The following is a 23,066-nucleotide window of genomic DNA, read 5'->3' on the forward strand; positions in this document are numbered from 1 at the left end:
CCGCGGTCAGTGCGTACGTGGCCGCGCGGGCGGCGCCAGGGCGCTCAGTTCGGCCGGGGTCCGGGGCAGCGTGCCGGGCGGGGCCACCCCGTGCGCGATCAGTACCGCGGCCACCGCGTGCGCCCAGGTCGGCCGCAGGCTCGCCGCGGCCAGCAGCGTGGTGTCCGCGAGCAGCTCCGCGGCCGGCCCGGTGTGCAGCCGCCCGTCGGCGAGCACGGCCGCGTCGTCGGCCCAGCGCAGCGCCAGGTCCACGTCGTGGGTGGCCATCACCACCGTCGTCCCGGCCGCACGCAGCTCGGCGAGCGTGTCGAGCAGCGCCTCCTGACCGGCCGGATCCAGGCCCGCCGTCGGCTCGTCCAGGACCAGCACCTGCGGCCGCATGGCGATCGCGCCGGCGATCGCGACCCGCTTGCGCTGCCCGAAGGACAGCAGGTGCACCGGCCGCGCGGCCAGGCCGGCGATGCCCAGCGCGGCCAACGCCTCGGCCACCCGCGAGCGCACCTCCTCCGGCGCGAGCCCGAGGTTCAGCGGCCCGAACGAGACGTCCTGGGCCACCGACGCGGAGAACAGCTGGTCGTCGGGATCCTGCACGACCAGCTGCACCGCCCGGCGCAGTTCGGCAAGTCCCTTGCGGTCGTGCCGAATCGGCGTGCCGTGCAGCTCCACCCGACCCGAACCCGGCACCAGGCCACCGGTCAACAGCCGCAGCAGCGTGGTCTTGCCGCTGCCGTTCGGCCCGAGCAGGGCCAGCGCCCGGCCCGCCGGAACGGCCAGGGACAACCCGCTCAGCACCGGCGGCCCGTCCTCGTAGGTGTAGCCGACCTCTCGTACCCGCAGCGGAATCACGGCATCACCGATCCCAGAAGAAGAGTGGCGACGACGACCGCCGCCACGAGGAGCACGGACCGGGCGATGAAGCCGCGCGAGACGGGCACCTCGTCCACGAGCACCCGCAACCGCCCGTCGTAGCCGCGCCCGGCCAGCCCTTCCTCCAGCCGCCGGGCCCGCGCGAAGGCGTGGACGAACACCGCCGACCCGAGCCCGGCGACCGAGCGCCACCGGGCCCGCCGGGTGCGATGCCCGAGCCGCCCGGCCTGGGCCTGGTTGATCCGGGCGGTGGTGTCGTAGAGCAGGAACAACATCCGGTACATCACCGCCGCCACGTCCACCACGGCCGCCGGCACACCCACCCGAGTCAGCCGGGGCAGGACGTCCGACAGCGGCGTGGTGAACGCGAACAACAACATCGCCAACCCGGCCGCACCGGAGCGGGCCACCAACTCGCCCGCGTGGCGCGGCCCGTCCGGCGCCCAGCCGACGCCGTCCGCGCGGATCGACACGAGCAGGGTCAGCGCGCCGGTCACCGCGAATCCCAGCGGCGCACGGGCCGCCCGCCACAGTCGTTGGGCGGGCACCTCGGCGAAGCCGAGCGCGATGGTCAGCACGGTGACCGCGACCAGCACCGCGCCGGGCCACGGCGGCAGCGCCACCGCGCACCCGAGCAGCCCGAAGGAGAGCACGGCCTTGTCGGCCGGATGGCGACGGCGCCAGGCACTGGCGTGCGCCGCCGCGTCGATCGGCAACACGGGTCAGCGACCCGGGACCGATACCGGGTCCTGCGCGGCGGTCGGATCGGGGCCCGGGCCCGACTCGTCGGGGGTGTCGCTCGCCTCGGGCGCGAGCTTTCGGCGGGTGCGCTTGACGCCGAACATGTACCCGACCACACCCGCGCCGAGCGCGGCTTGGAGTGCGAACAGGCCGGACTCGATCTCGCCGGACGGCGGCTCGTACAGCGGGCTGAACCACGGCTTGTAGTCGGGGTCGTTTTCGGTGATCGCGGTCTCGGCCCGGGTGTCGGAGCCGGTGAACGGCTCGTCCTTGTCGTCGCCCATGCCGAACACCACGGGCAGCGCCGCGAGCAGCACCACGGCCAGCACGATCAGCAGGTTGATCTTCGTCGAGCGCTTCACTTGCTCTTCTCCTCCTCGCGCACGGGCCGCGCGTCGCTCAGCACGCCGAGGCGGACCAGGTCACCGCGACTCGACTGGCGCAGCAGGCGCACGACCAGGACGGTCAGCAGGCCCTCGCTGATCGCCAGCGGGATCTGGGTGAGCGAGAAGATGCCGCCGAACTTGGCCAGCGCGCCCGGGAATCCGCTGTCCGGGTCGGGGAAGGCGAGGGCGAGCTGCACGCTGGTGACGCAGTAGGTGCTCAGGTCCGCGACGAACGCGCCGGCGAACACCGCGACGTCCAGCGGCATGGTGCCGCCGCGCCGGTCCAGGAGCGAGCGGGCGAGCCGGTATGCGCCGTAGCCGGCCCAGGGACCGACGATCGCCATCGAGAACACGTTCGCGCCGAGCGTGGTCAACCCGCCGTGGGCGAGCAACAGCGCCTGGAAGAGCAGGGTGATCGTGCCGAGCACCGCCATGATCGGCGGCCGGAACAGGATGGCGCCCAGGCCGGTGCCGGTGGGATGCGAGCAACTACCGGTGACGGATGGGATCTTCAGCGCGGACAGTACGAACGAGAAGGCGCCGGACGCACCGAGCAGCAGGGTGTTCTCGGGCCGGTCGCGCACCTCACGGGTGAGCGCGCGGGCGCCGTGGACGACGAACGGGGTCGACGCGACGCCCCAGGCGGCGGCGTGTTCCCAGGGCAGATAACCCTCGGCGATATGCATGAGGAAGGGTCCCTCTCCAACACCTCGTGGACGGACGATCGCCGTGGCCGGTCTCCTGGCTGACGGGTCGTGCGTTCACGTGCTCCGCCTTCCCGGGTCCGCGACAGCGGTCCCAGTGGCTTCCCGAGGCGACGAATCAACGTTTCCGCGGGGGTGGAGGAGAACTTCCCGATCACAGTGGCGAGGGCCGCGCCGGCATCGAACCGGCTTCCCGAGCACCACGGCGAGCCGACACTAGTGGTCGAGTGGACATGGCGACAAGGTGGCATCTGCAAACCGTGCGCAAGACCACAAGGCGGGCGGAGCGGCGGAGCAATAGCCGCATTCCGGGGCGGCGCGCGACGACCCGTCGGGGCGGGGCACGCTCGCGATCGTGGGACCGGGCGCCCCTGCCCGAGAGGGAAGCGGGGCCTCAGCCCAGTCCGGGGCCGCGCCCACGGACCACCAGGGTGCCGGCGACCCGGTCGCCGACCCGCTGGCCCCGCTCGCTGGTGAGCACCGCGACCAACCCGATCACACCGAGCGCGAACGCGTCGACGCACAACAGCACCCAGCGGATCGCCAGTTGGCGCCGCCCGGCCCGACCGCCGGACACGTCGACCACACGGATCCCGAACACCTGCATGCCCCAGGTGCGCCCGTCGTGCTCGGCGGGCCGCAGCACCCAGTACCAGAACAGGATCGCCACCGCGACCACGAGCACACCGGCGGTGATCGTCGCGGTGAGCGGACCGCTGCGGATCGAACCGTCGGGGTGGGTGGGCAGCAGCACGAACAGGAACATCGCCGCGCCGGGCAGCAGCGCGGAGGCGATCACGTCCACCACGAACTGGCCGATCCGCCGGTACAGCACCGACGGGCCGACCCGATGTTCGATCGTCGGCAGCCACACCCGGGCGCGCGGCCCGACGGGATGGGCCGAGCGCGCGAACCGCTGCGGAAGGCTCCGTTCGTACATGCTGTTGTACTTTCCGCAACCGGGCGGGTTGACTCCCGGCACGGCCGATCTCGCCGAGATTGCGCCCGGTCGGCGGACAGCGGGCCCGACCGGGCGGCGGCGAAATGATCATCGATCGGCGGGATCGACCGAAAACGATCAGATCGTCATCGGGCCGTCGATTCCGAACAGGTCCGGCTCGGAGCGGCTGATCACGTCGTACAACGGCTTGTAGTTGATCCACGCCACCGTGTCGTTGCCGAGCTGCTCCCGGGTCAGCCGCGCGTTCTCCGGCGAGATCGGTCGCAGTTCGCCGGCCGCCTGGGCCAACAGCTGGACCTGGCATGAGCGCTCCATGGTGATGAACCACCACGCCGCCGCGTCCACCGACTGTCCGACGGTGAGCAGACCGTGGTTGCGCAGGATCAGCGCCTTGCGCGAGCCGAGCGTCTTGGCGATCCGCCGTCCCTCCTCGGCGTCGAGCACCACGCCCGCGTAGTCGTCGAAGAGTTCGTGGTCCTCGTAGAACGGACACACGTCCTGGGTGATCGGCTCGAGCCGGATCCCGAGCGCGGACAATGCGCGTCCGTGCGTGGAGTGGCTGTGCGCCGCGGCGACCACGTCCGGGCGGGCCGCGTGGATCTGCGAGTGGATCGCGAACGCGGCCTGGTTGACGTGGAATCGGCCCTCGACGACCTGCCCCTCGTGGTTGACCAGGATCAGATCGTCCACGGTGATGTGCTTGAACGACATCCCGAACGGGTTGACCCAGAAGTGGTCGACGAACTCGGGGTCGCGCGCGGTGATGTGCCCGGCCACCCCCTCCTCGAAGCCGAACCGGCCGAACAGCCGCAGCGCCGCGGTCAGTCGCTCCTTGCGGTGCCGGCGCTCCTGCTCGACGGTTTCGAACGTGGGCGGCAGCGCGAAGCTCAGGTCGGTGGGCGAGACCGGTCGCGGCGGCGCCGACCGCCCGGTGCCCGGCGGGCCGTCCTGGGGGCGGGGCGCATCGGTGGCGGACATGTCCATCTCCTCGGACTCGGGGCGCGCAGGGGTGCCGCCGACGCTACCCGCGAGTCACATCCGGGGACAGCCTTGCGCGGGCGCCGGATCGCGCGGGGTCGGGGGCGGCGAGCCGGTGCGCGCGGGCCGAGGCGGTGCACGCGGGCCCGGGAGCACGAGGACCGGGATTCTAGCGCGCGAGCGTCGTGCGGATCGGGTTTCCGGCAATTAATCGAATATTGCCCACGACCGCCTTCGGGCCGCTCCTACGCTGCCGTTCAGCGAGTCCGGGAGGTCGAGTCCGAAGCAGTCGAGCTCGAATTCCCGGACCCGCTCGAAGGCGACGGGAAAAGTACGCGCGGACGTATACAGGGGGAAGGGGCGCGTGAGGTGAGCGGCGGGGGAGTGCATTCCACGGAGGTCGCGAATATCGGCGTACGGCCACCTGCGGGGGCGCCCGGATCCGGCCGGGGCGACGGGGTGGGGTCGCGGGCCAGGACCGAGGCGGGCCGCCGGGGCACGCCCGCGCGAGCGCCCGCGTCCAGGAGCCCGATCGCGAGGAGTTGGGCGGAGATGGCACCACCCCCACGCCGATCCAGACCGTCCCGGCGCAGATCAGCCGACCCGCCGACCGGATCCGATCCCGGGCGGGCCCCATCGATCGAGGTGGATGTCATCGAAGCAGTCGAGGCCGATCCCCCCGCGCCGACCGAGGTCGAATCGATCGCAGCGATCGAGGCGACCGCGGTCGGCGGGCCGCTCCCGAGCGATCCGGACCCGGGACCGGCCGGGTCCGGCGACGAGCCCGTCGGAGTCCACCGGAAAGCCGCACCGCCGATCGCCCCGGAGGCAATCATGGCCAATATGGAAACGGCCCTCAAGGAAGCAATGACGATCGAGGGTGCCGTGGGAGTGGCCCTGGTCGACTACACCAGCGGAATGGCGCTCGGAATTCTCGGCGGCAGCAAGGAACTCGATCTCAATGTGGCCGCCGCCGGGAATACCGACGTGATGCGCGCGAAGCTGCGCACGATGGAGATGTTGCACCTCGGCGACCAGATCGAGGACATCCTGATCACGCTCGGCAAGCAATACCACCTGATCCGACCGCTGTCCGGTCGGGCCGGGAAGGGGCTGTTCCTGTACCTCGTGCTGGTGAAGGATCGCGCCAACCTCGCGCTGGCCCGACACAGCCTCAAGCGTGTCGAGGAGGAGATCGAGGTCTGAGCCCGGACGCGCCGGCGAGCCCAGGCCACCGGCGCCGGCGCCGGCCCAGACCCATCCTCGACACCCTCGGCGCCCCCGCCACCCCCGTGCGCCGGGCGCCGGCGGGGTGTCCGGGGACACGTACGGCGGCCCTGGTCTCCCCGCTCCGTCTCGGATATGACGGTACGTCAGATGTACCGTCGAGCCTCGACGTACCTCGCGCGGGCGATCATCCACCCGATCGTGCGCGGATCGTGTCCCCCGAGTCCTCCGAGGAGCCGCATGTTGTCGGGCGAGAAGATCCTGATCACCGGTCCCGCGGGCCAGATCGCCTATCCGCTGACCGAATACCTGGCCCGGGACAACGAGGTGTGGGGCATCGCCCGCTTCTCGAACGCCGAGGACCGGGCGCGGGTGGACGCCCTCGGGGTGACCACGCGCGCCGTCGACCTGGGCTCGGGGGCGTTCGACGACCTGCCCGAGGACTTCACCCACGTCCTGCACCTGGCCACCTTCCAGGGCCCCGGACTCGACTACGACGAGGCGCTGCGGGTCAACGCGGAGGGCACGGGACTACTGCTCCAGCACTGTCGCCGGGCCAAGGCCGCGCTGGTGATGTCCACCGCGTCGGTACTCAAGCCGCATCCGGACCCGATGCACGTCTTCCACGAGAGCGACCCGCTCGGCGACGCCAACGTCACGCACGCGCCGACCTACTCGGTGTCCAAGACCGCCGAGGAGGCGGTCGCCCGCTACTGCGCCCGCGCCTTCGACCTGCCCGTGGTGATCGCCCGGATGAACGCCTCCTACGGCCCCGGCGGCGGACTGCCGACGATGCACATGGACGCGGTGCTGGCCGGCCGGCCGATCACGACCCGCTGGGACCCGTGCATGTACAGCCCGATCCACCAGGACGACATCAACAGCCAGGCGGCGGCGCTCCTGGACGCGGCGTCCACCCCCGCGACGGTGGTCAACTGGGGCGGCGACGAGCCGGTGAGCGTGCAGGAGTGGGCGGCGTACACGGCCGAGCTGAGCGGCCTGCCCGCCGAGGTGGTGGTGCGCGAGCAGCCCGGCACGCTGCGCGGGCAGATCCAGGACACCACGAAGCGGGCGGCGATCACCGGGCCGTGCGCGGTCGACTGGCGCGCGGGGCTGGCCCGGGTATACGCCTCCCGGCGCGACGATTCGGCCCGACCGGGTCGGGCGGCTTCGGGTCGCGCTCGATAGCGTCGAGTCGTCACGTCTTACTCGCGCCGTCGCGGAGCGCTCCACGTCCTCGGATCGGGTGGCTGCGGCGGCACCACGCAGGAGGGACAACGATCATGGGCATCCTCGATACCCCCATCGCCACGCTGGCGGGGGAGAGCACGACCCTGGGCGAGGTGACCGGGGGGAAGGTGGCACTCGTCGTCAATGTCGCGTCCAAGTGCGGCCTGACCCCGCAGTACACCGGCCTGGAGGAGTTGCAGAAGGAGCTGGGCCCGCGCGGCTTCACCGTGGTGGGCGTGCCGTGCAACCAGTTCATGGGCCAGGAGCCGGGCAGCGCGGAGGAGATTCAGGAGTTCTGCTCGACCACCTACGGGGTGACCTTCCCGCTCACCGAGAAGATCGACGTCAACGGCGCCGACCGGCACCCGCTCTACGACGTGCTCACCGCGGCCTCCGACGCCGAGGGCGGCGCGGGTGACGTGCAGTGGAACTTCGAGAAGTTCCTGCTCTCCGCCGACGGCGCCATCGTCGGCCGGTTCCGCCCCAAGACCGACCCGCACGACCCGAACCTGATCGCTGCGATCGAGAGCGTCCTACCCAAATAGCCCGCGCGTCCGCCTCGTTCCCGAACCCCGCGTCGACACCGACCGGGGTTCGCGGACGAGGCGGGGCGCGGGTGTCGCACGAGGCGCTTCGCGGGACGGATCCCGGATCGACCGGGTCAGATCAGCGCCCAGACCGCGGTCGCGTCGTCGCAGACCTTGCCGCGCGGCCAGCGCACGCCGTCCGCGTCGGAGGCCTCCGCGGCCCGTACCCGCGCCAGCAGTTCCGCCGGGCCGAAGTGGCGCAGCGTGGTCATCAGCCCGTCCCAGTCGCCGATCCCGAACCGGTCCACCAGCCGACTGGCCCCGTCGGTGAGCGCGGCGAACGCGTGCACCTCGCCGAGTGCCAGACCACCCGTCAGCGCCTCGCCGGCAGCCGCCGGATCGGCCGCCGCGACCCAGTGGCCGCCGGGCACGTTGCGCGTGGCCCGCACCGTGTCGGCGTACTCCTGATGCGCCGTCAAGTAGTCCGGACTGCCCGGCGGATGGGCGTCGCGTCGGCGTCGTGCCGCCGCGCCGACCACGCCCAGTCGATCGTCGGTGACCACGGTGAGGTCGTCGTCCCGCTCGATCAGCAGCGTCGAATCGGACAGCACCAGGTATTCCAGCCGGTCCTCGACCACCCGCACCACCACGGCGGTCGCGGCCGGCGCGTCGGGCCGGGCCAGGTCGCACCCGTCCACGTGCAGCGCCGAGGTGTCCTCGATCGCGTCGTGCAGGCACTCGGCGAGAGAGCGGTCCGGGCGCCCGCCGCTGTGGGTGAACAACGCGGTGCCCAACCGCGCGACGAACCAGGGCACACCGTGCTTGCAGCCGTTGTCCGAACTCGACGTCACACCGTCGAGGAGCACCAGCGTCGTCGGTCCCGCGACGACGAAATCCTCGTTCGGCCCGCCCGGATGACCCGGTTCGGTCGCGAATTCCACGCGCATCGCGGACATCCCTCCCTTATAGGTGCCACGCCGTACGGCTGCCCCGAGCCCGAGGCCGGGAAACGGCCGGTGATCATGCCCCCTGCCTGGGACGCTCGGAAAGTTCACAGCGGTTTCACGAAACGGTTTCGCGTGAGGTCTCGTGTGGGCCGGGGAACTGCCCCTACTCTCTGGCTTCGAGACACCTTCAGGCCCCACTTCTACGCGCGTCACCATCCGGCGCGCCCTCCGAAGGGATCCCATGTTCGGGATTGGACGACGCCGCGGTCGCCTCGCTCTCACCGGCCTGGTCGCCGCGAGCCTGCTCACCATGGGCGGCACCGCGACGGCCGGCACGGACGCCGACCGCGGCCGGCCCTCCGGCACGACGGACCTCGAATTCCTGGCGCTCAACGACCTGCACGGCAACCTGGAGGAACCGCAGGGTTCCGCCGGAAACGTCACCGAGATCGGTCCCGACGGCAAACCCGTCTCGATCCCGGCCGGCGGCATCGAGCACCTGGCCACCCAACTGCGCGCCGAGCGGGCGAAGAACCCCAACTCGCTGACCATCGCGGCCGGCGACATGATCGGCGCGAGCCCGCTGCTCTCCGGGCTCTTCCACGACGAGCCGACGATCGAGGCGCTGAACAAGGTCGGCCTCGACGTCACCTCCGTGGGCAACCACGAGTTCGACGAGGGCAAGAAGGAACTGCAGCGCATGCAGTACGGCGGCTGCCACCCCAAGGAGGGCTGCTACACGCCCGGCCGCACCTTCGAGGGCGCCGACTTCCAGTACCTCGCCGCGAACGTGCTCGACGAGCGCACCGGGCTGCCGATCCTGGCGCCGGTGAGCATCAAGAACGTGGGCGGCGCACGCGTCGGCTTCATCGGCATGACCCTGGAGGGCACGCCGAACATCGTCACCGCCGAGGGCGTCAAGGGCCTGACCTTCAAGAACGAGGTCAAGACCGCCAACGCCATCGTGCCGTGGCTGCGGCTGTTCGGCGTCGAGTCGATCGTGGTGCTGCTGCACGAGGGCGGCCTGCCGACGAGCAACGCGTACAACTACGACTGCAACGCGGGCGGCAACCTGGGCCTGTCCGGCCCGGTCGTGGACATCGCCAAGAACCTGGACCCGGCGATCGACCTCGTGGTCACCGGCCACACCCACCAGGCGTACGCGTGCAACATCCCGGACCCGGCGGGCAAGCCGCGCATGGTCACCAGCGCGTCGTCCTACGGGAAGATGTACACCAAGATCGACCTGACCTACGACAAGCGCACCCGCGACATCGTGCGCACCTCGGTCAAGGCACAGAACACGGTCGTGCGCCGGGACACCCCGAAGGCCCCGGACCTGACGCAACTGCTCGCCGACTGGCAAAAGCTCGCCGCACCGGTGGCGAACCGCTCGATCGGCTACATCAGCGCCGACATCCGCGGCCGCGGCGCCACCACGCCCGAGACCCCGCTGGGCGACGTGATCGCCGACGCGCAACTGGAGGCGACCGCGCCGGCCGACCAGGGCGGCGCGCAGATCGCCTTCATGAACCCGGGCGGCATCCGATCCGACCTGCAATACGCCGCCGCCGGAGCCGAGGGCAACGGCGTGGTCACCTACGCCGAGGCGTTCACGGTGCAGCCGTTCACCAACATGATGCAGACCCTCGACCTCAAGGGTCAGGCGGTGCTCGACATCCTGGCGCAGCAGTACTCCGGCGCCAACGCGGCCAACCCGAAGGTGCTGCAGATCTCGAAGGGCCTGACCTACACGACCGACCGGTCCAGGACGGGTGCCGAGAAGATCGTGCCGGGCAGCGTCAAGCTGAACGGTGTGCCGATCGACCCGGCCGCGACCTACAAGGTCAGTGCGAACGAGTTCCTGGCCGGTGGCGGCGACGGCTTCGCCGCCTTCAAGACCGGTACGAACAAGCTGGTCGGCGGATCCGACCTGGAGGCGCTGCTGGCCTACTTCGCCGCCCACTCGTCGGCGAGCGCGCCGCTCGCGCCGCCGGCGGCGGACCGGATCACCTTCATCGGGTGACCCGCGGTTGATCGCCCGGAAGGGCCCGGTCCCGCGCGGGCCGGGCCCTTCCGACGTATCGGCGCGCCGGTGCGGCACGCCCCCGGCGGGCGTGCCGACACGGGGGTGATCGGGCGGCCCGGATGCCCGGTTCGCCCCGCGACTGGGCCACAATCGCCCCATGAGCACACCGAGACGCCCCCCGACCGGGGCCGATGTGGCCCGTGCCGCAGGCGTTTCGCGCGCCACCGTGTCGTACGCGATGAACGACGTGCAGGACGCGCGCATCCCCGAGGAGACCCGACGGCGGGTGCGGGAGGTGGCCGCCGAGCTGGGCTACGAGCCGCGCTCGGACGCGCGTTCGCTCCGGCGCGGGCGCACCGACCTGGTGATCGTGCCCACCTACGTGGTGCCGTTCGGCCAACTCATCCAGCGGTTCCTCGACGGCCTGGCCCGCGAGTTGCACGGGATCGGCCACACCCTGGTGATCCACGGCAATCCCGCCGCGCACGGCATCGAGGCGGCCAAGGCGTGGGGCGCGCTGAACCCCACCGTGGTCCTGGTGCTGCCCGAGCGCATGTCCGCCGAGGGCGTGGAATACCTCACCGCGCGCGGAACCGCCGTGGTGGCCCTGGGGCACAGCGCGGTGCCGGTCGCGCTCACCCTGAGGATCGACCACGCGGCGGCCGGCGCGTGCGCCGCGGAACACCTGATCGCGGGCGGGCGACGCGATTTCGCCGTGGTGGTGCCGCGCGAGCCGGGGTTGGTCGAGATCGGGCGGGAACGGCTGGCGGGCTTTCGGGCCTGCGCCGAGGCGGCCGGCGGCACGGTCCGCGTGGTGGAGATGGCGGAGAACACGGCCGAGGCGGCGCGGATCGTGGAGCAGTGGCGCGCCGGGGACTGCCCCGACGGGGTGTACGGCTACAACGACGAGTACGCGGCGCTGCTCCTGGGCGCGCTGGCCGACGCCGGCCTCGATGTGCCGGGGCGGCTCGCGGTGGTCGGCACCGACGATCTGACGCTGTGTGAGATGGTCCGGCCGCGGCTGACCTCGGTGGCCTTCGAGGAGGTCATCCCGATGCGCGCGGTGGCGGCGGCCATCGTCGCGGCGGGCGAGGGCGCGGTGGCGGGCGAGCTGACGTTGTGGCGCATGGCGATGCGGGCGCGCGAGTCGGGCTGAATCGCCCGCCCGTCGGGGCTGTTCGCGCCGTGCCCCGACGGCGGGCGAGGAACCCGTCAGCCGCCGGCGGTCCTCAGCTTGGCGATCTGACGGGCCACCAGGTCGTCGGCCGGCAGGGCGGGGGCGGCCGCGGCCAGGTCGGCGTTGCTCACCACGACGATCGTCGGGCCGACGCGCACCACGATCACGCCGAGCGCGCCGCCCGCACCGGGGCTCATCCCGACCGCGAGCGATTCGTCGCCGAGCGCGGCGTGCGGGATCTCGGCGTACGTGTCGGTCTCGGTCGCGCCGTCGGCGTCGATCGAGGTGATCGACGGGCAACCGCGCAGCGCCTGGCGGCCCTGCGCGAACAGGTCCCGGGCGCCGGTGTCGGTGAAGGCGAACAACTCGACGACGGTGAACCCGGTCGGGTTCGGAGCGCCCCTGGTCACCGACGCCTGGGCGGACGCGATGGGGGCGGTGGCCGCCTGTCCGGGACGCAGCAGGTCGATCACCGGTTGGCAGGAGGGCTGTTGGGCCCGCTCCGGGGTCTCGGGGTCGCCGCGCGAGCCGTCGTAGCCGCCCGCGGGCATCTCGCCGGCGGTCAACAGCGCGGCGTCGAGCCGGGATTGCGCGGTCGGATCGGATCCGGTCCCGGCCCCGGTCGGCGTGGAGGACTCCTCGATGGGCGGCAGCGCCGGCGGCGGCTCCCCCGGCGCGGTGGTCGCGGCCGGCGGAGCCACGCTCGGCGCGGCCTTGGCGGCCGGACCCGTGGCAGGTGTCGTGCCGGCCGGCGTCGACGGTACGCCGGCCCCGCTCACGGCCGGCGCGGTCGCCCGGCCGGCCTCGTACTCGCGCGCCAGTGCCTCCTCGTCCCGACCACACGCGGTGGCGGCCAGAAGCAGGGCCCCGGCAACCGCCGCCGTGCCCACCCGGATCACGATCCTGCGCATACGCGCCTTCCTCCGAAGCAACGGGCCCCGACCCCGCCGCGGGGGCCTGGACGATCCGGACGACCGGAATCACACGAACAAGCGGAACGGAAACCGCCACCGCCGGCCACACGCCACGAGGCGGCGCGGCGCGCCCCACCCCGGCGCGGACAGGGCTCGGTCGGCGACGCGAGGGGCCTCATCATCGCGGACGCCCCTCGCCTTTGCCAACCGTGCGGCGCCACCCGCATCGAGGCCTGACCAACCGTCAAAAAGCCCGTACGCTCCCCGGATTCGCTCCCGGACGACAGCGAGGGCGGTGAGCCGGTCCAAGACCGACCCACCGGCCACGGATCAGCCCTTGGCCGCCGCCACGACCTTCTCGACCTGCCTGGTCACCGTCGCGATGTCCGGCAGCTTGGGAGTGGTGCCGGTGAACTCGACGATCCTGACGACCACCAACGTGCCGCCGACGCGGACCACGACCTGCCCGCCGCTGCCGCCGTCCTCCGGCGTGCTGTGGATCGCGAGCGTCTCGTCGCCCAGTTTGGGGTGGGCCGCCTCGGCGTGTTTGACCGTCGAGGTCTCGCCCTCGGCGTCCTTCGTGGTGAGCGAACCGCACTTCGCGAGCGCGGTACGCGCCTTGCCCAGGATCGTTTCCGCGTCGGTGCCCGCGAACGAGAACAACTCGGTCGTGATCCCCGTCGACGGCATCGGAGCGCCGCCGATCGTCACGATGGCCTGTGCCACGGCGACCGGCTTGACGGCACCCTGTCGCGGTGCCAAGAGGTCGGTGACCGGCTGGCAGTCGGCCATCACCGCCGTCACCCGCTCGCCGGCCGCCTTCGGCTCCCGGGTGAGGTAGGTGCCCTGCGGCAGCTCGGTCGCCGTGAGGACCGCCTTCTCCAACTGTGCGGCGGTCAGCGGGGTTCCGCCAGGGGCACCCGAGGCGACCGGTGCGCTCGGTGCCCCCGCGCTCGGCGCCCCCGCGGCGGGCGGGGGCGCGGTGACCGGGGTCGTGGTGGTCACGCTGCTCGCGGCGGGCTTCCCCTCGGTCTTCTTGTCGTCGTCGGAGCCGCACGCGGTCGCCGCGAACACCACCGAACCGATGATCACCAGCGAACTCGACCGAAACAGGGACTTGCGCATGAAGACGGAATCCTCCGGGGAAGGTCGGCCGTGTCCCGGGCCGCACCGCGTTGTCACGAGGGAGCGGACGAGGCGGTGCGGACCGGCGGGATGTGATCGGCCGTCAGGAAGGCGGTGGCAGCGACCGTGCGCCGATCGACGTCCCCCCACGAGACGTGCATGCGACGGCGAACGGGCCGAGGGCTCCCGTGCGATGCGACGCGAACCACCCCGCACAGCAGGGGAGTCCGGGCCCGGATGACGAGAGCGCGCTCATCATGGTGCAGCGCTCTCGCCTTTGCCAACTATTTAAGCCGATCGGCCTCGATCACCTCGCGCCACCACGTCGGCAGCGTCTCCACATTCGCGACCCACCCGGCCGGCAACTCGGCCCGAACGCCGACGATTCCCCCGACGATCGCGCACGTCGTGTCCACGTCCCCGCCCGCGCTCGCGGTCGACCAGAACGCCGCCGCGTAGTCGTCGAGATGCCGGGCCGCCGACCAGATCGCGAACGGCACGGTGTCGGGGGCGCTCACCAGGCGGCCGTTGCCGAGCGTGCGACCCACCGCTCGGGAGTCCGTCCGGCCCACCAACTCCAGTGCCGCTCCCAGGCGTTCACGGACCAGTCCGGCGGGGGTGCGGTCCCGGACGAAGGCGATGAAGTCGGCCGGCTCCGGCTGCTCCAGTGTGGCCGCGCCCGCCGCCGCCACGGCCACCGCCACCGCGCCCGCGACGCCCCCGGGGTGGGTGTGCGTCACCTCGGCCGAACGCGCCGCCTGCTCCACCACCGCGTCGAGGTCGGCCGCGAACCACGCGCCCAGCGGCGCCACCCGCATCGCGGCCCCGTTGCCCCACGAGCCCTGCCCATCGAACGGTTCGGCGGCCAACGTCCGCCAGTCGCCGCCCTGGCGCACCAGGCGCAACATCCGGTTCGTCGAGGGCCCGTAGCCCCGATCGAAGTCGTGCCGCACCGCGAACGCCCGGGCCAACGCGTCCTGATCGACCCGCCCGCGCAGGGTCAGTTCGGCGTGCAGAACGCAGGCCATTTCGGTGTCGTCGGTCCACGGCCACTCGCCGGCCGGAAGGCGACGGTCGGCCAGGTGGGGGAGGTTGTCGGGGACGAAGAACTGGGCGCCCAGGGCGTCGCCGAGCGCGAGGCCGCGCAGCGAGGCGAGGGCGGAGGAGTGATGGGTCATGGAGGAGTGATGGGTCATATGGACGGCCATTATCGTGCCCGCCGTGCTTGGATGATCCGAATGACGTGTCATCAGCTACCCGCGTCCGGCTGCGAGTTCCCCCTCCCGGGCGCCATATCCGGGGTCGACCGCCGGCTCGCGGTTCGCGCGTGACCCCGGCGGTCACCGCCGCCGTACTCGGCTCGGCCGGGCTGCACGCCGCCTGGAACGCGCTCGCGCACGGCCTCAAGGACCGACTCGCGACCATGCTCATGATCCAGGTGGCGAGCCTGGGCATCGGGCTGGTCTGCCTGCCGTTCGTCGGCGTCCCGGCGGCCGGTGCCTGGCCCTGGCTGCTCGGCTCGGCCGCCCTGCACACGGTGTACAACCTGCTGCTGCTGGAGACCTATCGGCTCGGCGACTTCGGTCAGGTGTACCCGATCGCCCGGGGCACCTCCCCGTGGGTCACCGCGCTGATCGGGGTGACCCTGCTGCACGAATACCTCACCGTGACGCAGACCGTCGGCGTGGTGGTGATCTCGATCGGGATGCTCGTGCTCGCCCTGGCCGGCGGGATACCGCGCCGGGCCGAGGCCGCCGCCGTCGCGGCTGCGTTCGCCACCGGCTGCGCGATCGCGCTGTACACCGTCCTGGACGGCGTCGGCGCCCGCTCCTCCGGCTCGGCGATGTCGTACGCGGCCTGGCTCTTCGTCCTCGAATCGGCCCCGACCATCGTGGTCCTGCGACTGCGCCTGCGCCGCGACCCCACCCGCGAGCGCAACCCGCAACGCGCCTGGGGCCTGCTCGGCGGCGCCATGTCGATCGCCGCATACACCCTGGTCATCTGGGCCCAGACCCGAGGCACCCTGGCCACCATCGCCGCCCTGCGGGAAACCTCGGTGGTGATCGGCGCCGTGATCGGCACGGTCGTCTTCCACGAGACCTACGGCCGCCACCGTCTCGCCGCCACGATCCTGGTCCTGCTCGGCATCACCGCGATCAACATCGCGTAGCCCACCGGAGCAAACCCGCCAACCGGGACAAAAAGTGAGATTGGCGACTTTTCTTATCGAGCCCACCGACCGATCGGGCCCGCAAGAGATCGGGAAATCCACTCCGGGTGACCGGCGACAACCCGAAGAAGTCGGGACCAAGGTCCACCGGGTCGGGACCGAAGCCCCCACGAGCCGCAGCCGGGTACGACAAAGGCCCAGTCCGGAGAAACAGCCTCCGACCTGGGCCTTTGCCTCTGGAGCGGGTGACGAGGATCGAACTCGCACCACTAGCTTGGAAGGCTAGGGCTCTACCATTGAGCTACACCCGCAGCTGGTGTGGCGTGCACGTGGCGCCTAGGTTAGCGGATTGGTGCGCGGCCAGTGCAGACTCTAGCGTGTCGTCCTCTAGACTTCATCGGGCGCCACGGGGCGTAGCGTAGTGGCTAGCGCGCCTGCTTTGGGAGCAGGAGATCGGGAGTTCGAGTCTCCCCGCCCCGACCACCACATCGAGAATTCGCTGCAGGATGGATCGGTACCACCGGTTCTGAACCTTCAGTGTGCCGTCAGGCAAGATGCACAGGCCCGGAAGAACAGCCCGCAGCAAGGAGACCCTTACCGTGAAGAGCGCCGTCGAGACGTTGAACCCGACCCGGGTTCGGCTCACCGTCGAGGTTCCCTCCGAGGAGCTGAAGCCCAGCCTCGACGCGGCGTACAAGAAGATCGGCAAGCAGGTGACGGTCCCGGGCTTCCGCAAGGGCAAGATCCCGGCGCGCATCATCGACCAGCGCTTCGGTCGCGAGGCCGTCTTCGTCGAGGCGTTCGACGACATCCTGTCCTCGTCGTACGGCAAGGCCGTCGAGGAGAACGAGCTGCGCGTGCTGGGCCAGCCCGAGGTCACCGAGGTCACCGACGTGACCGAGCTGGCCGGCGGCGCCGATCTGAAGTTCACCGCAGAGGTCGACACCCGTCCCGAGATCGAGCTGCCGGACTACTCCGGCATCGAGGTCGAGGTCGATGACATCACCGTCACCGACGAGGACGTCGCCGAGAAGATCGAGGAGCTGCGCGACCGCTTCGGTGCGCTGAACACCGTCGAGCGGGCCGCGGCCGAGGGCGACACCGTCGTCATCGACATCGAGGCCAAGGTCGACGGCGAGGTCCTGGAGGACGGCGTCGCTAAGGCGATGTCGTACCAGATCGGCGGCGACACGATGCTGGACGGCCTCGACGCCGCCGTCATCGGCGCGTCGGCCGGCGAGACCAAGACCTTCGAGACCGAGCTCCAGGGTGGCAGCGCCGCCGGGCAGACCGCCGAGGTCTCGGTCGTGGTGACCACCGTCAAGGCCAAGGAGCTCCCCGAGCTCGACGACGACTTCGCGCAGCTGGCCAGCGAGTTCGACACGCTGGAGGAGCTGAAGGCGGACCTGCGCGAGAAGCTGGGCCACCAGAAGCTGCACGACCAGCAGAACGAGGGCCGGGACAAGGTCCTCGAAGCTCTGCTGGAGCAGATCGAGGTGCCGCTGCCGGAGAGCATCGTCACCGAGGAGATCGAGCAGCGCCGCGGTCAGCTGGAGCAGCAGCTCGGCATGATGGGCATGGACCTGGCCAAGTGGCTGGAGATCCAGGGCCAGACCGCCGAGGAGTACGAGGAAGAGCTCCAGGACAGCGTGCGCAAGGGCATGCGCGCCCAGTTCGTGCTCGACGAGGTCGTCAAGAAGGAGCAGCTCTCCGTCAACCAGGAAGAGCTGACCCAGCACCTCATCCAGCGGGCGCAGCAGTCCGGCATGAGCCCCGACCAGTTCGCCCAGCAGGTCATGCAGTCCGGCTACGTGCCGGTCCTGGTCGGCGAGGTCGCCCGCGGCAAGGCCCTGGAGGTCATCGCCAAGGGCGCCAAGGCCAAGGACGCCTCGGGCAACGAGGTCGGCCTCGGTGTCGACCTGCACGCGGACGACCACGAGGGCCACGACCACGCCGAGACCGAAGAGGCCGCGGCGACGGACGAGACCGGCACGGACGAGACCGCGACGGACAAGGCCGAGGCCTGATCCACCCTCCCGCGTCGGCCACGACCGGCGCGGCACGCGACACCCGGGCCCGGTCCCCGCTTCGGCGGGGGCCGGGCCCGTCGGCATGCTCCGAAGGCCCGTGGAAGCGCGCACACGCCTTCGTGGAGGCATCCGGGGCCCGGTGGTCGACCCGGGGTGCGATCCGCGCGCGACTACCCCGTCACCGGCCGGATATCGCCCTGCTGCGCTCTGGGCGAACAGTCCTGAGTCTGGGATGGCCTGCGACGATCCGCGCGTTAGGGTCGCTGTACGAAGGGGGTCACCCGCCACAAAAGCAGGTGCCTCCCAAGGTCGACTTCGTGACGGCTCGGGATTGCCGTCGGAAACGAGCAGGTGGATACGTGACGAATCCGCAGATCGTGACTCCGGGGCTCGCGGTGCCCACTTCGCGTGCATCTCAGCCGGGTGGGATGGGGCTCGACGACCAGGTCTACAACCGGTTGCTGCGCGAGCGGATCATCTTCCTCGGCTCGGTCGTCGAGGACCAGATCGCCAACGCGATCTCCGCCCAGCTTTTGCTGCTGAACGCGGAGGACCCGGAAAAGGACATCTGGCTCTACGTCAACTCGCCCGGTGGCTCCATCACCGCCGGTATGGCGATCTACGACACGATGCAGTGGATCAGCAACGATGTCGCGACCGTCGCGATGGGCCTGGCCGCCTCCATGGGCCAGTTCCTGTTGACCGCCGGAGCCCCCGGCAAGCGCATCGCGCTGGCCAACTCCGAGATCCTGATGCACCAGCCGTCCGCCGGCCTCGGCGGCTCGGCGTCCGACATCAAGATCCAGGCCGAGCAGCTGCTGCGCACCAAGCGCAAGATGACTCACCTGATCGCACACCATTCCGGGCAGACCCCCGAGAAGATCGAGCACGACTCGGACCGCGACCGCTGGTTCTCCGCCGAAGAGGCCAAGGAATACGGCCTGGTGGACCACGTGGTTCGCAGTGCGGCCGAGGTTCCCAACACCGGCAGCACCAGCTGATCCCGGCGTCCGTACCGACCGACCGCACAGCCGACAAGCGCTGACGGCGGTCACCGGTCGCCCGGCAACCGAGTCGAGTCCGCAGTCCCGGAGGGCTGAGATTTCATGAACGACAATCTGTTCCACCGGCCCGAGGGCCTGGCACCCCTGGCCTCGCGCAGCGCCGAGAGCCGCTACGTCCTGCCGCGCTTCATCGAGCGCACGTCGCAGGGCTACCGCGAGCAGGACCCGTACACCAAGCTGTTCGAAGAGCGGATCATCTTCCTCGGCGTCCAGGTCGACGACGCGTCGGCCAACGACGTGATGGCGCAGCTCCTGACGCTCGAGTCGATGGACCCCGATCGGGACATCTCGATGTACATCAACTCGCCCGGCGGGTCCTTCACGGCGCTCACCGCGATCTACGACACGATGCAGTTCGTGCGCCCCGACATCCAGACGGTGTGCATGGGCCAGGCGGCCTCCGCCGCGGCCGTTCTGCTCGCCGCGGGAACTCCGGGCAAGCGAATGGCGCTGCCGAACTCCCGCATCCTCATCCACCAGCCGTACAGTGAAACCGGGCGCGCGCAAGTCAGCGACCTGGAGATCCAGGCTCGTGAGATCCAGCGCATGCGCACCATGCTGGAGACGATGCTCGCCAAGCACACGACCAAGCCGATCGAGCAGATTCGCGACGACATCGAGCGCGACAAGATTCTGACGGCCGAAGAGGCGCTCGCGTACGGCCTCATCGACGAGATCACCGCACCTCGGAAGGTCGTCGGCTAGTTGTCCCCGCCCGGTCGGCGGCTTGCCGCCGACCGGACAACGGTGACCGGTTGATGGTCAAAACCGGGGGAAACCGGGGGAGCGGAGATTCCGGCGGGGTACCGTCGAAAGACCAGGCACCAGGTCCGGTACACATCCGGGGCCCAGGCGAAGGAGATGCACCTCGTGGCACGCATCGGTGACGGTGGCGACCTGCTCAAGTGCTCGTTCTGTGGAAAGAGCCAGAAGCAGGTGAAGAAGCTCATTGCCGGTCCGGGTGTCTACATCTGCGACGAGTGCATCGACCTGTGCAACGAGATCATCGAGGAGGAGCTCTCCGAGTCCTCCGAGTTGAAGTTCGAGGAGCTTCCCAAGCCGCGGGAGATCTACGAATTCCTCGACGGCTACGTGGTCGGGCAGGAAGTCGCCAAGAAGGCGCTCTCGGTTGCGGTGTACAACCACTACAAGCGGGTCCAGGCCGGCGAGGCGGGCAAGGCCTCGCGCGACGACGGCGTGGAGCTGGCCAAGTCGAACATCCTGCTGCTCGGGCCGACCGGCTGCGGCAAGACGCTCCTGGCGCAGACCCTGGCCCGGATGCTCAACGTGCCGTTCGCCATCGCCGACGCCACCGCGCTCACCGAGGCGGGCTACGTCGGCGAGGACGTGGAGAACATCCTCCTCAAGCTGATCCAGGCGGCCGACTACGACGTCAAGAAGGCCGAGACCGGGATCATCTACATCGACGAGGTGGACAAGATCGCTCGCAAGAGCGAGAACCCCTCGATCACCCGCGACGTGTCCGGCGAGGGTGTCCAGCAGGCGCTGCTGAAGATCATCGAGGGCACCACCGCGAGTGTGCCGCCGCAGGGCGGGCGCAAGCACCCGCACCAGGAGTTCATCCAGATCGACACGACGAACGTGCTGTTCATCGTGGGCGGCGCGTTCGCCGGCCTGGAGAAGATCATCGAGGGCCGGGTCGGCCGCAAGGGCATCGGCTTCGGCGCGCAGATCCGCTCCAAGCGCGATGTGGAGAGCGCCGACTCGTTCGCCGACGTGATGCCCGAGGACCTGCTCAAGTTCGGCATGATCCCCGAGTTCATCGGCCGGCTCCCGGTGCTCACCTCGGTGCACAACCTGGACCGCGAGGCGCTGATCCAGATCCTGACCGAGCCCAAGAACGCGCTGGTGAAGCAATACCGCCGGCTGTTCGAACTCGACGGCGTCGAGCTGGACTTCGAGATGGAGGCGCTGGAGGCGATCGCCGATCAGGCGATCATGCGCGGCACCGGTGCCCGCGGCCTGCGCGCGATCCTCGAAGAGGTGCTCCAGTCGGTGATGTACGAGGTCCCGTCCCGCAAGGACGTGGCCCGCGTGGTGGTCACCGACCAGGTGGTGCTCAAGCACGTCAACCCCACGCTCGTGCCGCGCGACGTGGTCAAGCGCGAGCGGCGCGACAAGAGCGCCTGAGTCAGGCCGGGTCGGGGTGGCGTGCCAGCGCGTGTCTTCAGACCCCCGTCGGGCTCCGCGGCGTGAGCGCAGCGAGGAGCCCGAAGGGCGGATGCCGTGCATCGGCGTGCCGGAGAAGCAGGTGCATAGTGGTTCTATTCGCCTGTTTCTCCGGGGCGGCGAGGTGCGGTGCCGGGCGTCGTGGAGCTCGGCGGGGGTCTGAAGACACGCGCTAGCCCCGACCCCGATGCCCGGCTCAGCGGGCGGTGCCCGCGTACACGTTGGCGATCACCAGGCGGGCGTGGTCGGTGCCCGCGCCGTCGCTGACGTAGATCAGGTCGTGCTCGTCGCCCCACAGGCACATCGCCGTGGTGGGGTTGTGCCAGCAGCGGAGCAGCCCCGGCGGACCGCCGGGCACCGGCGTCTCCTCGGGCGTCGCGACCGCCGGTACGAAATCCCGGACGTAGGCCACCGGCTCCGTCTCGCGCCTGCTCGCCAAGGTCAGCAACACCGTCTCCCGGGTCTGTGCGCCGCCGAAGACCTCGGTGCGCACGTCGGCGAAGGTGCGGGCCATCGTCGCGGTCAACTCGGTCACCGCGGGCGGAAGTTCGGTACGGGCCACCGGTCCGCGGCCCTCGATCGCGGAAGGCATCGCGAGCGGCCCCGACATCCGCGCGGCGGCCGGCGCGACGGGCAGGCCGGGCGGCGTGCGGGCCGGCTCGCCGCCGGTCTCCAGGAGCAGGAGCACGGTCACCACGGCGACCGTCACCACGACCACGCTGCCGATCACGCCCGCCAGGAGCGTGAACCGGTCCCGCGACCGGCTCGCGCCCCCCGGGTCCGGGTCGCCCGGCGGGCCGAACGGATACCCCGCCCCGCCCGTCCCGGGCCCCTGCCCGCCGCCGTATCCGTCGCCCATCGCCCCCACCGCCCCGTGGTCCGGCCGTACGTCATCGGTACCCGGTACAACGACGGCGGCGCCGCGAGGCGACGCGCGAACCGGCGTTCGACCGGCCGGCCCCGCGCGTCGCCGACGGGCGCTACTTCTCCAGATCCGCGCGCATCGCCTTGAACTTCACCGCGGCCTGGTCCGCCGACAACCGGTCGAAGTAGGCCACGGCCGTGGTGTACTTGTCCGCCCACCCGCAGATCGCCGCCGGCCGGGCGTCCTGGGCGGGTACACACTCCAGGGTGCCGCCCAGCGGGCCCGGGTCGTAGCCCTTCATGGCGAGCCCCGACGGAACGCCGCCCTCGGTGGCGTCCACGTAGTCCACCATGCCGCGGACCATGTGCTCCAGACGCTTCCCGTCGATCCCGGTCATCCCGTCCACCCCGACGAACAACACCGAGCGCGGGCCGGACCCGGCCGCGCCGTAGGCCGCGACCAGCACGTTGTTCGCGGGCGAGCGCACCTCGCCCGGATCGACCGGGACGTCGCTCGGCCCGTCGAGCAGCCGGGCCAGGCCACCGGCCTGGGCGGACGGCCGGAGCCGCAGGACACCGTCCGAGCCGGCCGGCCGGGCCGACGTCGACGGCCCGTTCGACACGTCCTTGCCGGGCGGCAGGGTCGGCGGCTTCGTGACGGCCGCGGTCGACGTGGCCTTGTCCGGCAGGGCCGTCGCGGCCTGTGCCGGGCCGCTGCGGTCGGCCTTGTCGTCCTTGTCGTCCTTGGCCTGGCAGCCCGTCAGCACGGTCGCCCCGAGCAGCGAGACGGTGACGGCGGTGAGCAGTGTCATGGTGCGAGTACGCACGAAAATCCCCCCGGATTCGAGAACTCACGGATATCGGGCCGCTCCCGACGCTGCGACCGACGCGTGATCGGCGAAACCGGAACGGCTCGTACCGCAAGCTAGCGGTGC

22 protein-coding genes, 2 tRNA genes and 1 riboswitch are annotated in these 23,066 nt (G+C 71.1%); of the genes, 11 read left to right on the top strand and 13 right to left on the bottom strand.

Translation table 11 applies throughout. The annotated features are described in order from the left end of the window. Positions 1-6: 6 nt before the first annotated feature. The 6 genes from ACFXKZ_RS23555 to ACFXKZ_RS23580 all read right to left on the bottom strand — a co-directional run bounded on the left by ACFXKZ_RS23555 (position 7) and on the right by ACFXKZ_RS23580 (position 4,637). Entirely contained in the window at positions 7-846 is an 840-nt protein-coding gene (locus ACFXKZ_RS23555; RefSeq protein ID WP_380002913.1) for an energy-coupling factor ABC transporter ATP-binding protein, read from the bottom strand. After that, entirely contained in the window at positions 843-1,586 is a 744-nt protein-coding gene (cbiQ, locus tag ACFXKZ_RS23560; protein WP_380002915.1) for a cobalt ECF transporter T component CbiQ, read from the bottom strand. Before cbiQ ends, ACFXKZ_RS23555 begins: the two co-directional genes overlap by 4 nt. 3 nt (positions 1,587-1,589) lie before the next feature. Next, positions 1,590-1,970: an energy-coupling factor ABC transporter substrate-binding protein gene (locus tag ACFXKZ_RS23565; protein ID WP_380002916.1), complete on the bottom strand. Its 381-nt coding sequence runs from the start codon at positions 1,968-1,970 to the stop codon at positions 1,590-1,592. After that, positions 1,967-2,680 carry an energy-coupling factor ABC transporter permease gene (locus ACFXKZ_RS23570; RefSeq protein ID WP_380002917.1) on the bottom strand — a complete coding sequence of 238 codons (714 nt, stop codon included), beginning with the start codon at positions 2,678-2,680 and terminating at the stop codon, positions 1,967-1,969. Before ACFXKZ_RS23570 ends, ACFXKZ_RS23565 begins: the two co-directional genes overlap by 4 nt. A 27-nt stretch (positions 2,681-2,707) precedes the next feature. After that, a riboswitch (cobalamin riboswitch) is annotated at positions 2,708-2,918 on the bottom strand. A 174-nt stretch (positions 2,919-3,092) separates the two neighbouring features. Continuing rightward, positions 3,093-3,638, bottom strand: coding sequence for an RDD family protein (locus ACFXKZ_RS23575; protein ID WP_380002918.1), 546 nt, complete (start codon positions 3,636-3,638; stop codon positions 3,093-3,095). A 138-nt stretch (positions 3,639-3,776) separates the two neighbouring features. Beyond that, entirely contained in the window at positions 3,777-4,637 is an 861-nt protein-coding gene (locus ACFXKZ_RS23580; protein ID WP_380002919.1) for a class II aldolase/adducin family protein, read from the bottom strand. A gap of 834 nt (positions 4,638-5,471) precedes the next feature. Here ACFXKZ_RS23580 and ACFXKZ_RS23585 point away from each other — a divergent pair. The 3 genes from ACFXKZ_RS23585 to ACFXKZ_RS23595 all read left to right on the top strand — a co-directional run bounded on the left by ACFXKZ_RS23585 (position 5,472) and on the right by ACFXKZ_RS23595 (position 7,639). Further along, positions 5,472-5,843: a hypothetical protein gene (locus ACFXKZ_RS23585; protein ID WP_380002920.1), complete on the top strand. Its 372-nt coding sequence runs from the start codon at positions 5,472-5,474 to the stop codon at positions 5,841-5,843. A gap of 261 nt (positions 5,844-6,104) precedes the next feature. Further along, complete coding sequence (locus ACFXKZ_RS23590) at positions 6,105-7,052, top strand: NAD-dependent epimerase/dehydratase family protein (protein WP_380002921.1); 948 nt, start codon at positions 6,105-6,107, stop codon at positions 7,050-7,052. 95 nt (positions 7,053-7,147) lie between these two features. Further along, positions 7,148-7,639: a glutathione peroxidase gene (locus ACFXKZ_RS23595; protein WP_380002922.1), complete on the top strand. Its 492-nt coding sequence runs from the start codon at positions 7,148-7,150 to the stop codon at positions 7,637-7,639. 116 nt (positions 7,640-7,755) lie between these two features. Here the strand turns inward: ACFXKZ_RS23595 and ACFXKZ_RS23600 are convergent, their stop codons facing one another. Continuing rightward, positions 7,756-8,568, bottom strand: coding sequence for an integrase (locus tag ACFXKZ_RS23600; protein WP_380002923.1), 813 nt, complete (start codon positions 8,566-8,568; stop codon positions 7,756-7,758). A 241-nt stretch (positions 8,569-8,809) separates the two neighbouring features. On the opposite strand from ACFXKZ_RS23600, the gene ACFXKZ_RS23605 reads away from it, so the two are divergent. Both ACFXKZ_RS23605 and ACFXKZ_RS23610 read left to right on the top strand, forming a co-directional pair. Beyond that, positions 8,810-10,594 (top strand): bifunctional metallophosphatase/5'-nucleotidase, encoded by a 1,785-nt coding sequence (locus ACFXKZ_RS23605; protein ID WP_380002924.1) that lies wholly within the window; start codon positions 8,810-8,812, stop codon positions 10,592-10,594. A gap of 160 nt (positions 10,595-10,754) precedes the next feature. After that, positions 10,755-11,753, top strand: coding sequence for a LacI family DNA-binding transcriptional regulator (locus tag ACFXKZ_RS23610; protein ID WP_380002925.1), 999 nt, complete (start codon positions 10,755-10,757; stop codon positions 11,751-11,753). Positions 11,754-11,809: 56 nt separating this feature from the next. On the opposite strand, the gene ACFXKZ_RS23615 is transcribed toward ACFXKZ_RS23610, so the two are convergent. The 3 genes from ACFXKZ_RS23615 to ACFXKZ_RS23625 form a co-directional block, all read right to left on the bottom strand. Next, entirely contained in the window at positions 11,810-12,685 is an 876-nt protein-coding gene (locus ACFXKZ_RS23615) for a hypothetical protein (RefSeq protein WP_380002926.1), read from the bottom strand. A 333-nt stretch (positions 12,686-13,018) separates the two neighbouring features. Beyond that, on the bottom strand, positions 13,019-13,813 hold the full coding sequence (locus ACFXKZ_RS23620) for a hypothetical protein (RefSeq protein ID WP_380002927.1): 795 nt from the start codon (positions 13,811-13,813) through the stop codon (positions 13,019-13,021). A gap of 284 nt (positions 13,814-14,097) precedes the next feature. Next, the gene (locus ACFXKZ_RS23625) at positions 14,098-14,991 is read right to left on the bottom strand and encodes an ADP-ribosylglycohydrolase family protein (protein WP_380002928.1); all 894 of its coding nucleotides are present in this window, start codon (positions 14,989-14,991) and stop codon (positions 14,098-14,100) included. A 149-nt stretch (positions 14,992-15,140) separates the two neighbouring features. Here ACFXKZ_RS23625 and ACFXKZ_RS23630 point away from each other — a divergent pair, with 149 nt between their 5' ends. Then, positions 15,141-15,983 (top strand): EamA family transporter, encoded by an 843-nt coding sequence (locus tag ACFXKZ_RS23630; RefSeq protein ID WP_380002929.1) that lies wholly within the window; start codon positions 15,141-15,143, stop codon positions 15,981-15,983. Between the two features lie 237 nt (positions 15,984-16,220). Here ACFXKZ_RS23630 and ACFXKZ_RS23635 read toward each other — a convergent pair. Then, positions 16,221-16,294, bottom strand: a tRNA-Gly gene (locus ACFXKZ_RS23635). 96 nt (positions 16,295-16,390) lie between these two features. Between ACFXKZ_RS23635 and ACFXKZ_RS23640 the strand changes: the two genes are divergently transcribed. The 5 genes from ACFXKZ_RS23640 to clpX all read left to right on the top strand — a co-directional run bounded on the left by ACFXKZ_RS23640 (position 16,391) and on the right by clpX (position 21,228). After that, positions 16,391-16,466, top strand: a tRNA-Pro gene (locus ACFXKZ_RS23640). A 116-nt stretch (positions 16,467-16,582) separates the two neighbouring features. Then, positions 16,583-18,010, top strand: a complete 1,428-nt coding sequence (gene tig / locus ACFXKZ_RS23645; RefSeq protein ID WP_380002930.1) for a trigger factor — start codon at positions 16,583-16,585, stop codon at positions 18,008-18,010. Between the two features lie 362 nt (positions 18,011-18,372). Beyond that, on the top strand, positions 18,373-19,014 hold the full coding sequence (locus ACFXKZ_RS23650) for an ATP-dependent Clp protease proteolytic subunit (protein ID WP_380002931.1): 642 nt from the start codon (positions 18,373-18,375) through the stop codon (positions 19,012-19,014). 105 nt (positions 19,015-19,119) lie between these two features. Then, complete coding sequence (locus tag ACFXKZ_RS23655; RefSeq protein WP_078977234.1) at positions 19,120-19,782, top strand: ATP-dependent Clp protease proteolytic subunit; 663 nt, start codon at positions 19,120-19,122, stop codon at positions 19,780-19,782. A gap of 165 nt (positions 19,783-19,947) precedes the next feature. Next, positions 19,948-21,228 carry an ATP-dependent Clp protease ATP-binding subunit ClpX gene (gene clpX / locus ACFXKZ_RS23660; protein ID WP_078979485.1) on the top strand — a complete coding sequence of 427 codons (1,281 nt, stop codon included), beginning with the start codon at positions 19,948-19,950 and terminating at the stop codon, positions 21,226-21,228. A 235-nt stretch (positions 21,229-21,463) separates the two neighbouring features. Here the strand turns inward: clpX and ACFXKZ_RS23665 are convergent, their stop codons facing one another. Both ACFXKZ_RS23665 and ACFXKZ_RS23670 read right to left on the bottom strand, forming a co-directional pair. Beyond that, the gene (locus ACFXKZ_RS23665) at positions 21,464-22,126 is read right to left on the bottom strand and encodes a hypothetical protein (RefSeq protein ID WP_380002932.1); all 663 of its coding nucleotides are present in this window, start codon (positions 22,124-22,126) and stop codon (positions 21,464-21,466) included. 121 nt (positions 22,127-22,247) lie between these two features. After that, positions 22,248-22,958 (bottom strand): hypothetical protein, encoded by a 711-nt coding sequence (locus tag ACFXKZ_RS23670; RefSeq protein WP_380002933.1) that lies wholly within the window; start codon positions 22,956-22,958, stop codon positions 22,248-22,250. Between the last annotated feature and the right edge of the window lie 108 nt (positions 22,959-23,066).

Source organism: Embleya sp. NPDC059237, assembly GCF_042754105.1.
Taxonomy (GTDB): Bacteria; Actinomycetota; Actinomycetes; order Streptomycetales; family Streptomycetaceae; genus Embleya.

Excerpts from the sequence above, each read along its gene's own strand:
- ACFXKZ_RS23570 (WP_380002917.1), bottom strand. The coding sequence starts at position 2,680 with ATGCATATCGCCGAGGGTTATCTGCCCTGGGAACACGCCGCCGCCTGG.
- ACFXKZ_RS23575 (WP_380002918.1), bottom strand. The coding sequence starts at position 3,638 with ATGTACGAACGGAGCCTTCCGCAGCGGTTCGCGCGCTCGGCCCATCCC.
- ACFXKZ_RS23580 (WP_380002919.1), bottom strand. The coding sequence starts at position 4,637 with ATGTCCGCCACCGATGCGCCCCGCCCCCAGGACGGCCCGCCGGGCACC.
- ACFXKZ_RS23585 (WP_380002920.1), top strand. The coding sequence starts at position 5,472 with ATGGCCAATATGGAAACGGCCCTCAAGGAAGCAATGACGATCGAGGGT.
- ACFXKZ_RS23590 (WP_380002921.1), top strand. The coding sequence starts at position 6,105 with ATGTTGTCGGGCGAGAAGATCCTGATCACCGGTCCCGCGGGCCAGATC.
- ACFXKZ_RS23595 (WP_380002922.1), top strand. The coding sequence starts at position 7,148 with ATGGGCATCCTCGATACCCCCATCGCCACGCTGGCGGGGGAGAGCACG.
- ACFXKZ_RS23600 (WP_380002923.1), bottom strand. The coding sequence starts at position 8,568 with ATGCGCGTGGAATTCGCGACCGAACCGGGTCATCCGGGCGGGCCGAAC.
- ACFXKZ_RS23605 (WP_380002924.1), top strand. The coding sequence starts at position 8,810 with ATGTTCGGGATTGGACGACGCCGCGGTCGCCTCGCTCTCACCGGCCTG.
- ACFXKZ_RS23610 (WP_380002925.1), top strand. The coding sequence starts at position 10,755 with ATGAGCACACCGAGACGCCCCCCGACCGGGGCCGATGTGGCCCGTGCC.
- ACFXKZ_RS23615 (WP_380002926.1), bottom strand. The coding sequence starts at position 12,685 with ATGCGCAGGATCGTGATCCGGGTGGGCACGGCGGCGGTTGCCGGGGCC.
- ACFXKZ_RS23620 (WP_380002927.1), bottom strand. The coding sequence starts at position 13,813 with ATGCGCAAGTCCCTGTTTCGGTCGAGTTCGCTGGTGATCATCGGTTCG.
- ACFXKZ_RS23625 (WP_380002928.1), bottom strand. The coding sequence starts at position 14,991 with ATGACCCATCACTCCTCCGCCCTCGCCTCGCTGCGCGGCCTCGCGCTC.
- ACFXKZ_RS23655 (WP_078977234.1), top strand. The coding sequence starts at position 19,120 with ATGAACGACAATCTGTTCCACCGGCCCGAGGGCCTGGCACCCCTGGCC.
- ACFXKZ_RS23665 (WP_380002932.1), bottom strand. The coding sequence starts at position 22,126 with ATGGGCGACGGATACGGCGGCGGGCAGGGGCCCGGGACGGGCGGGGCG.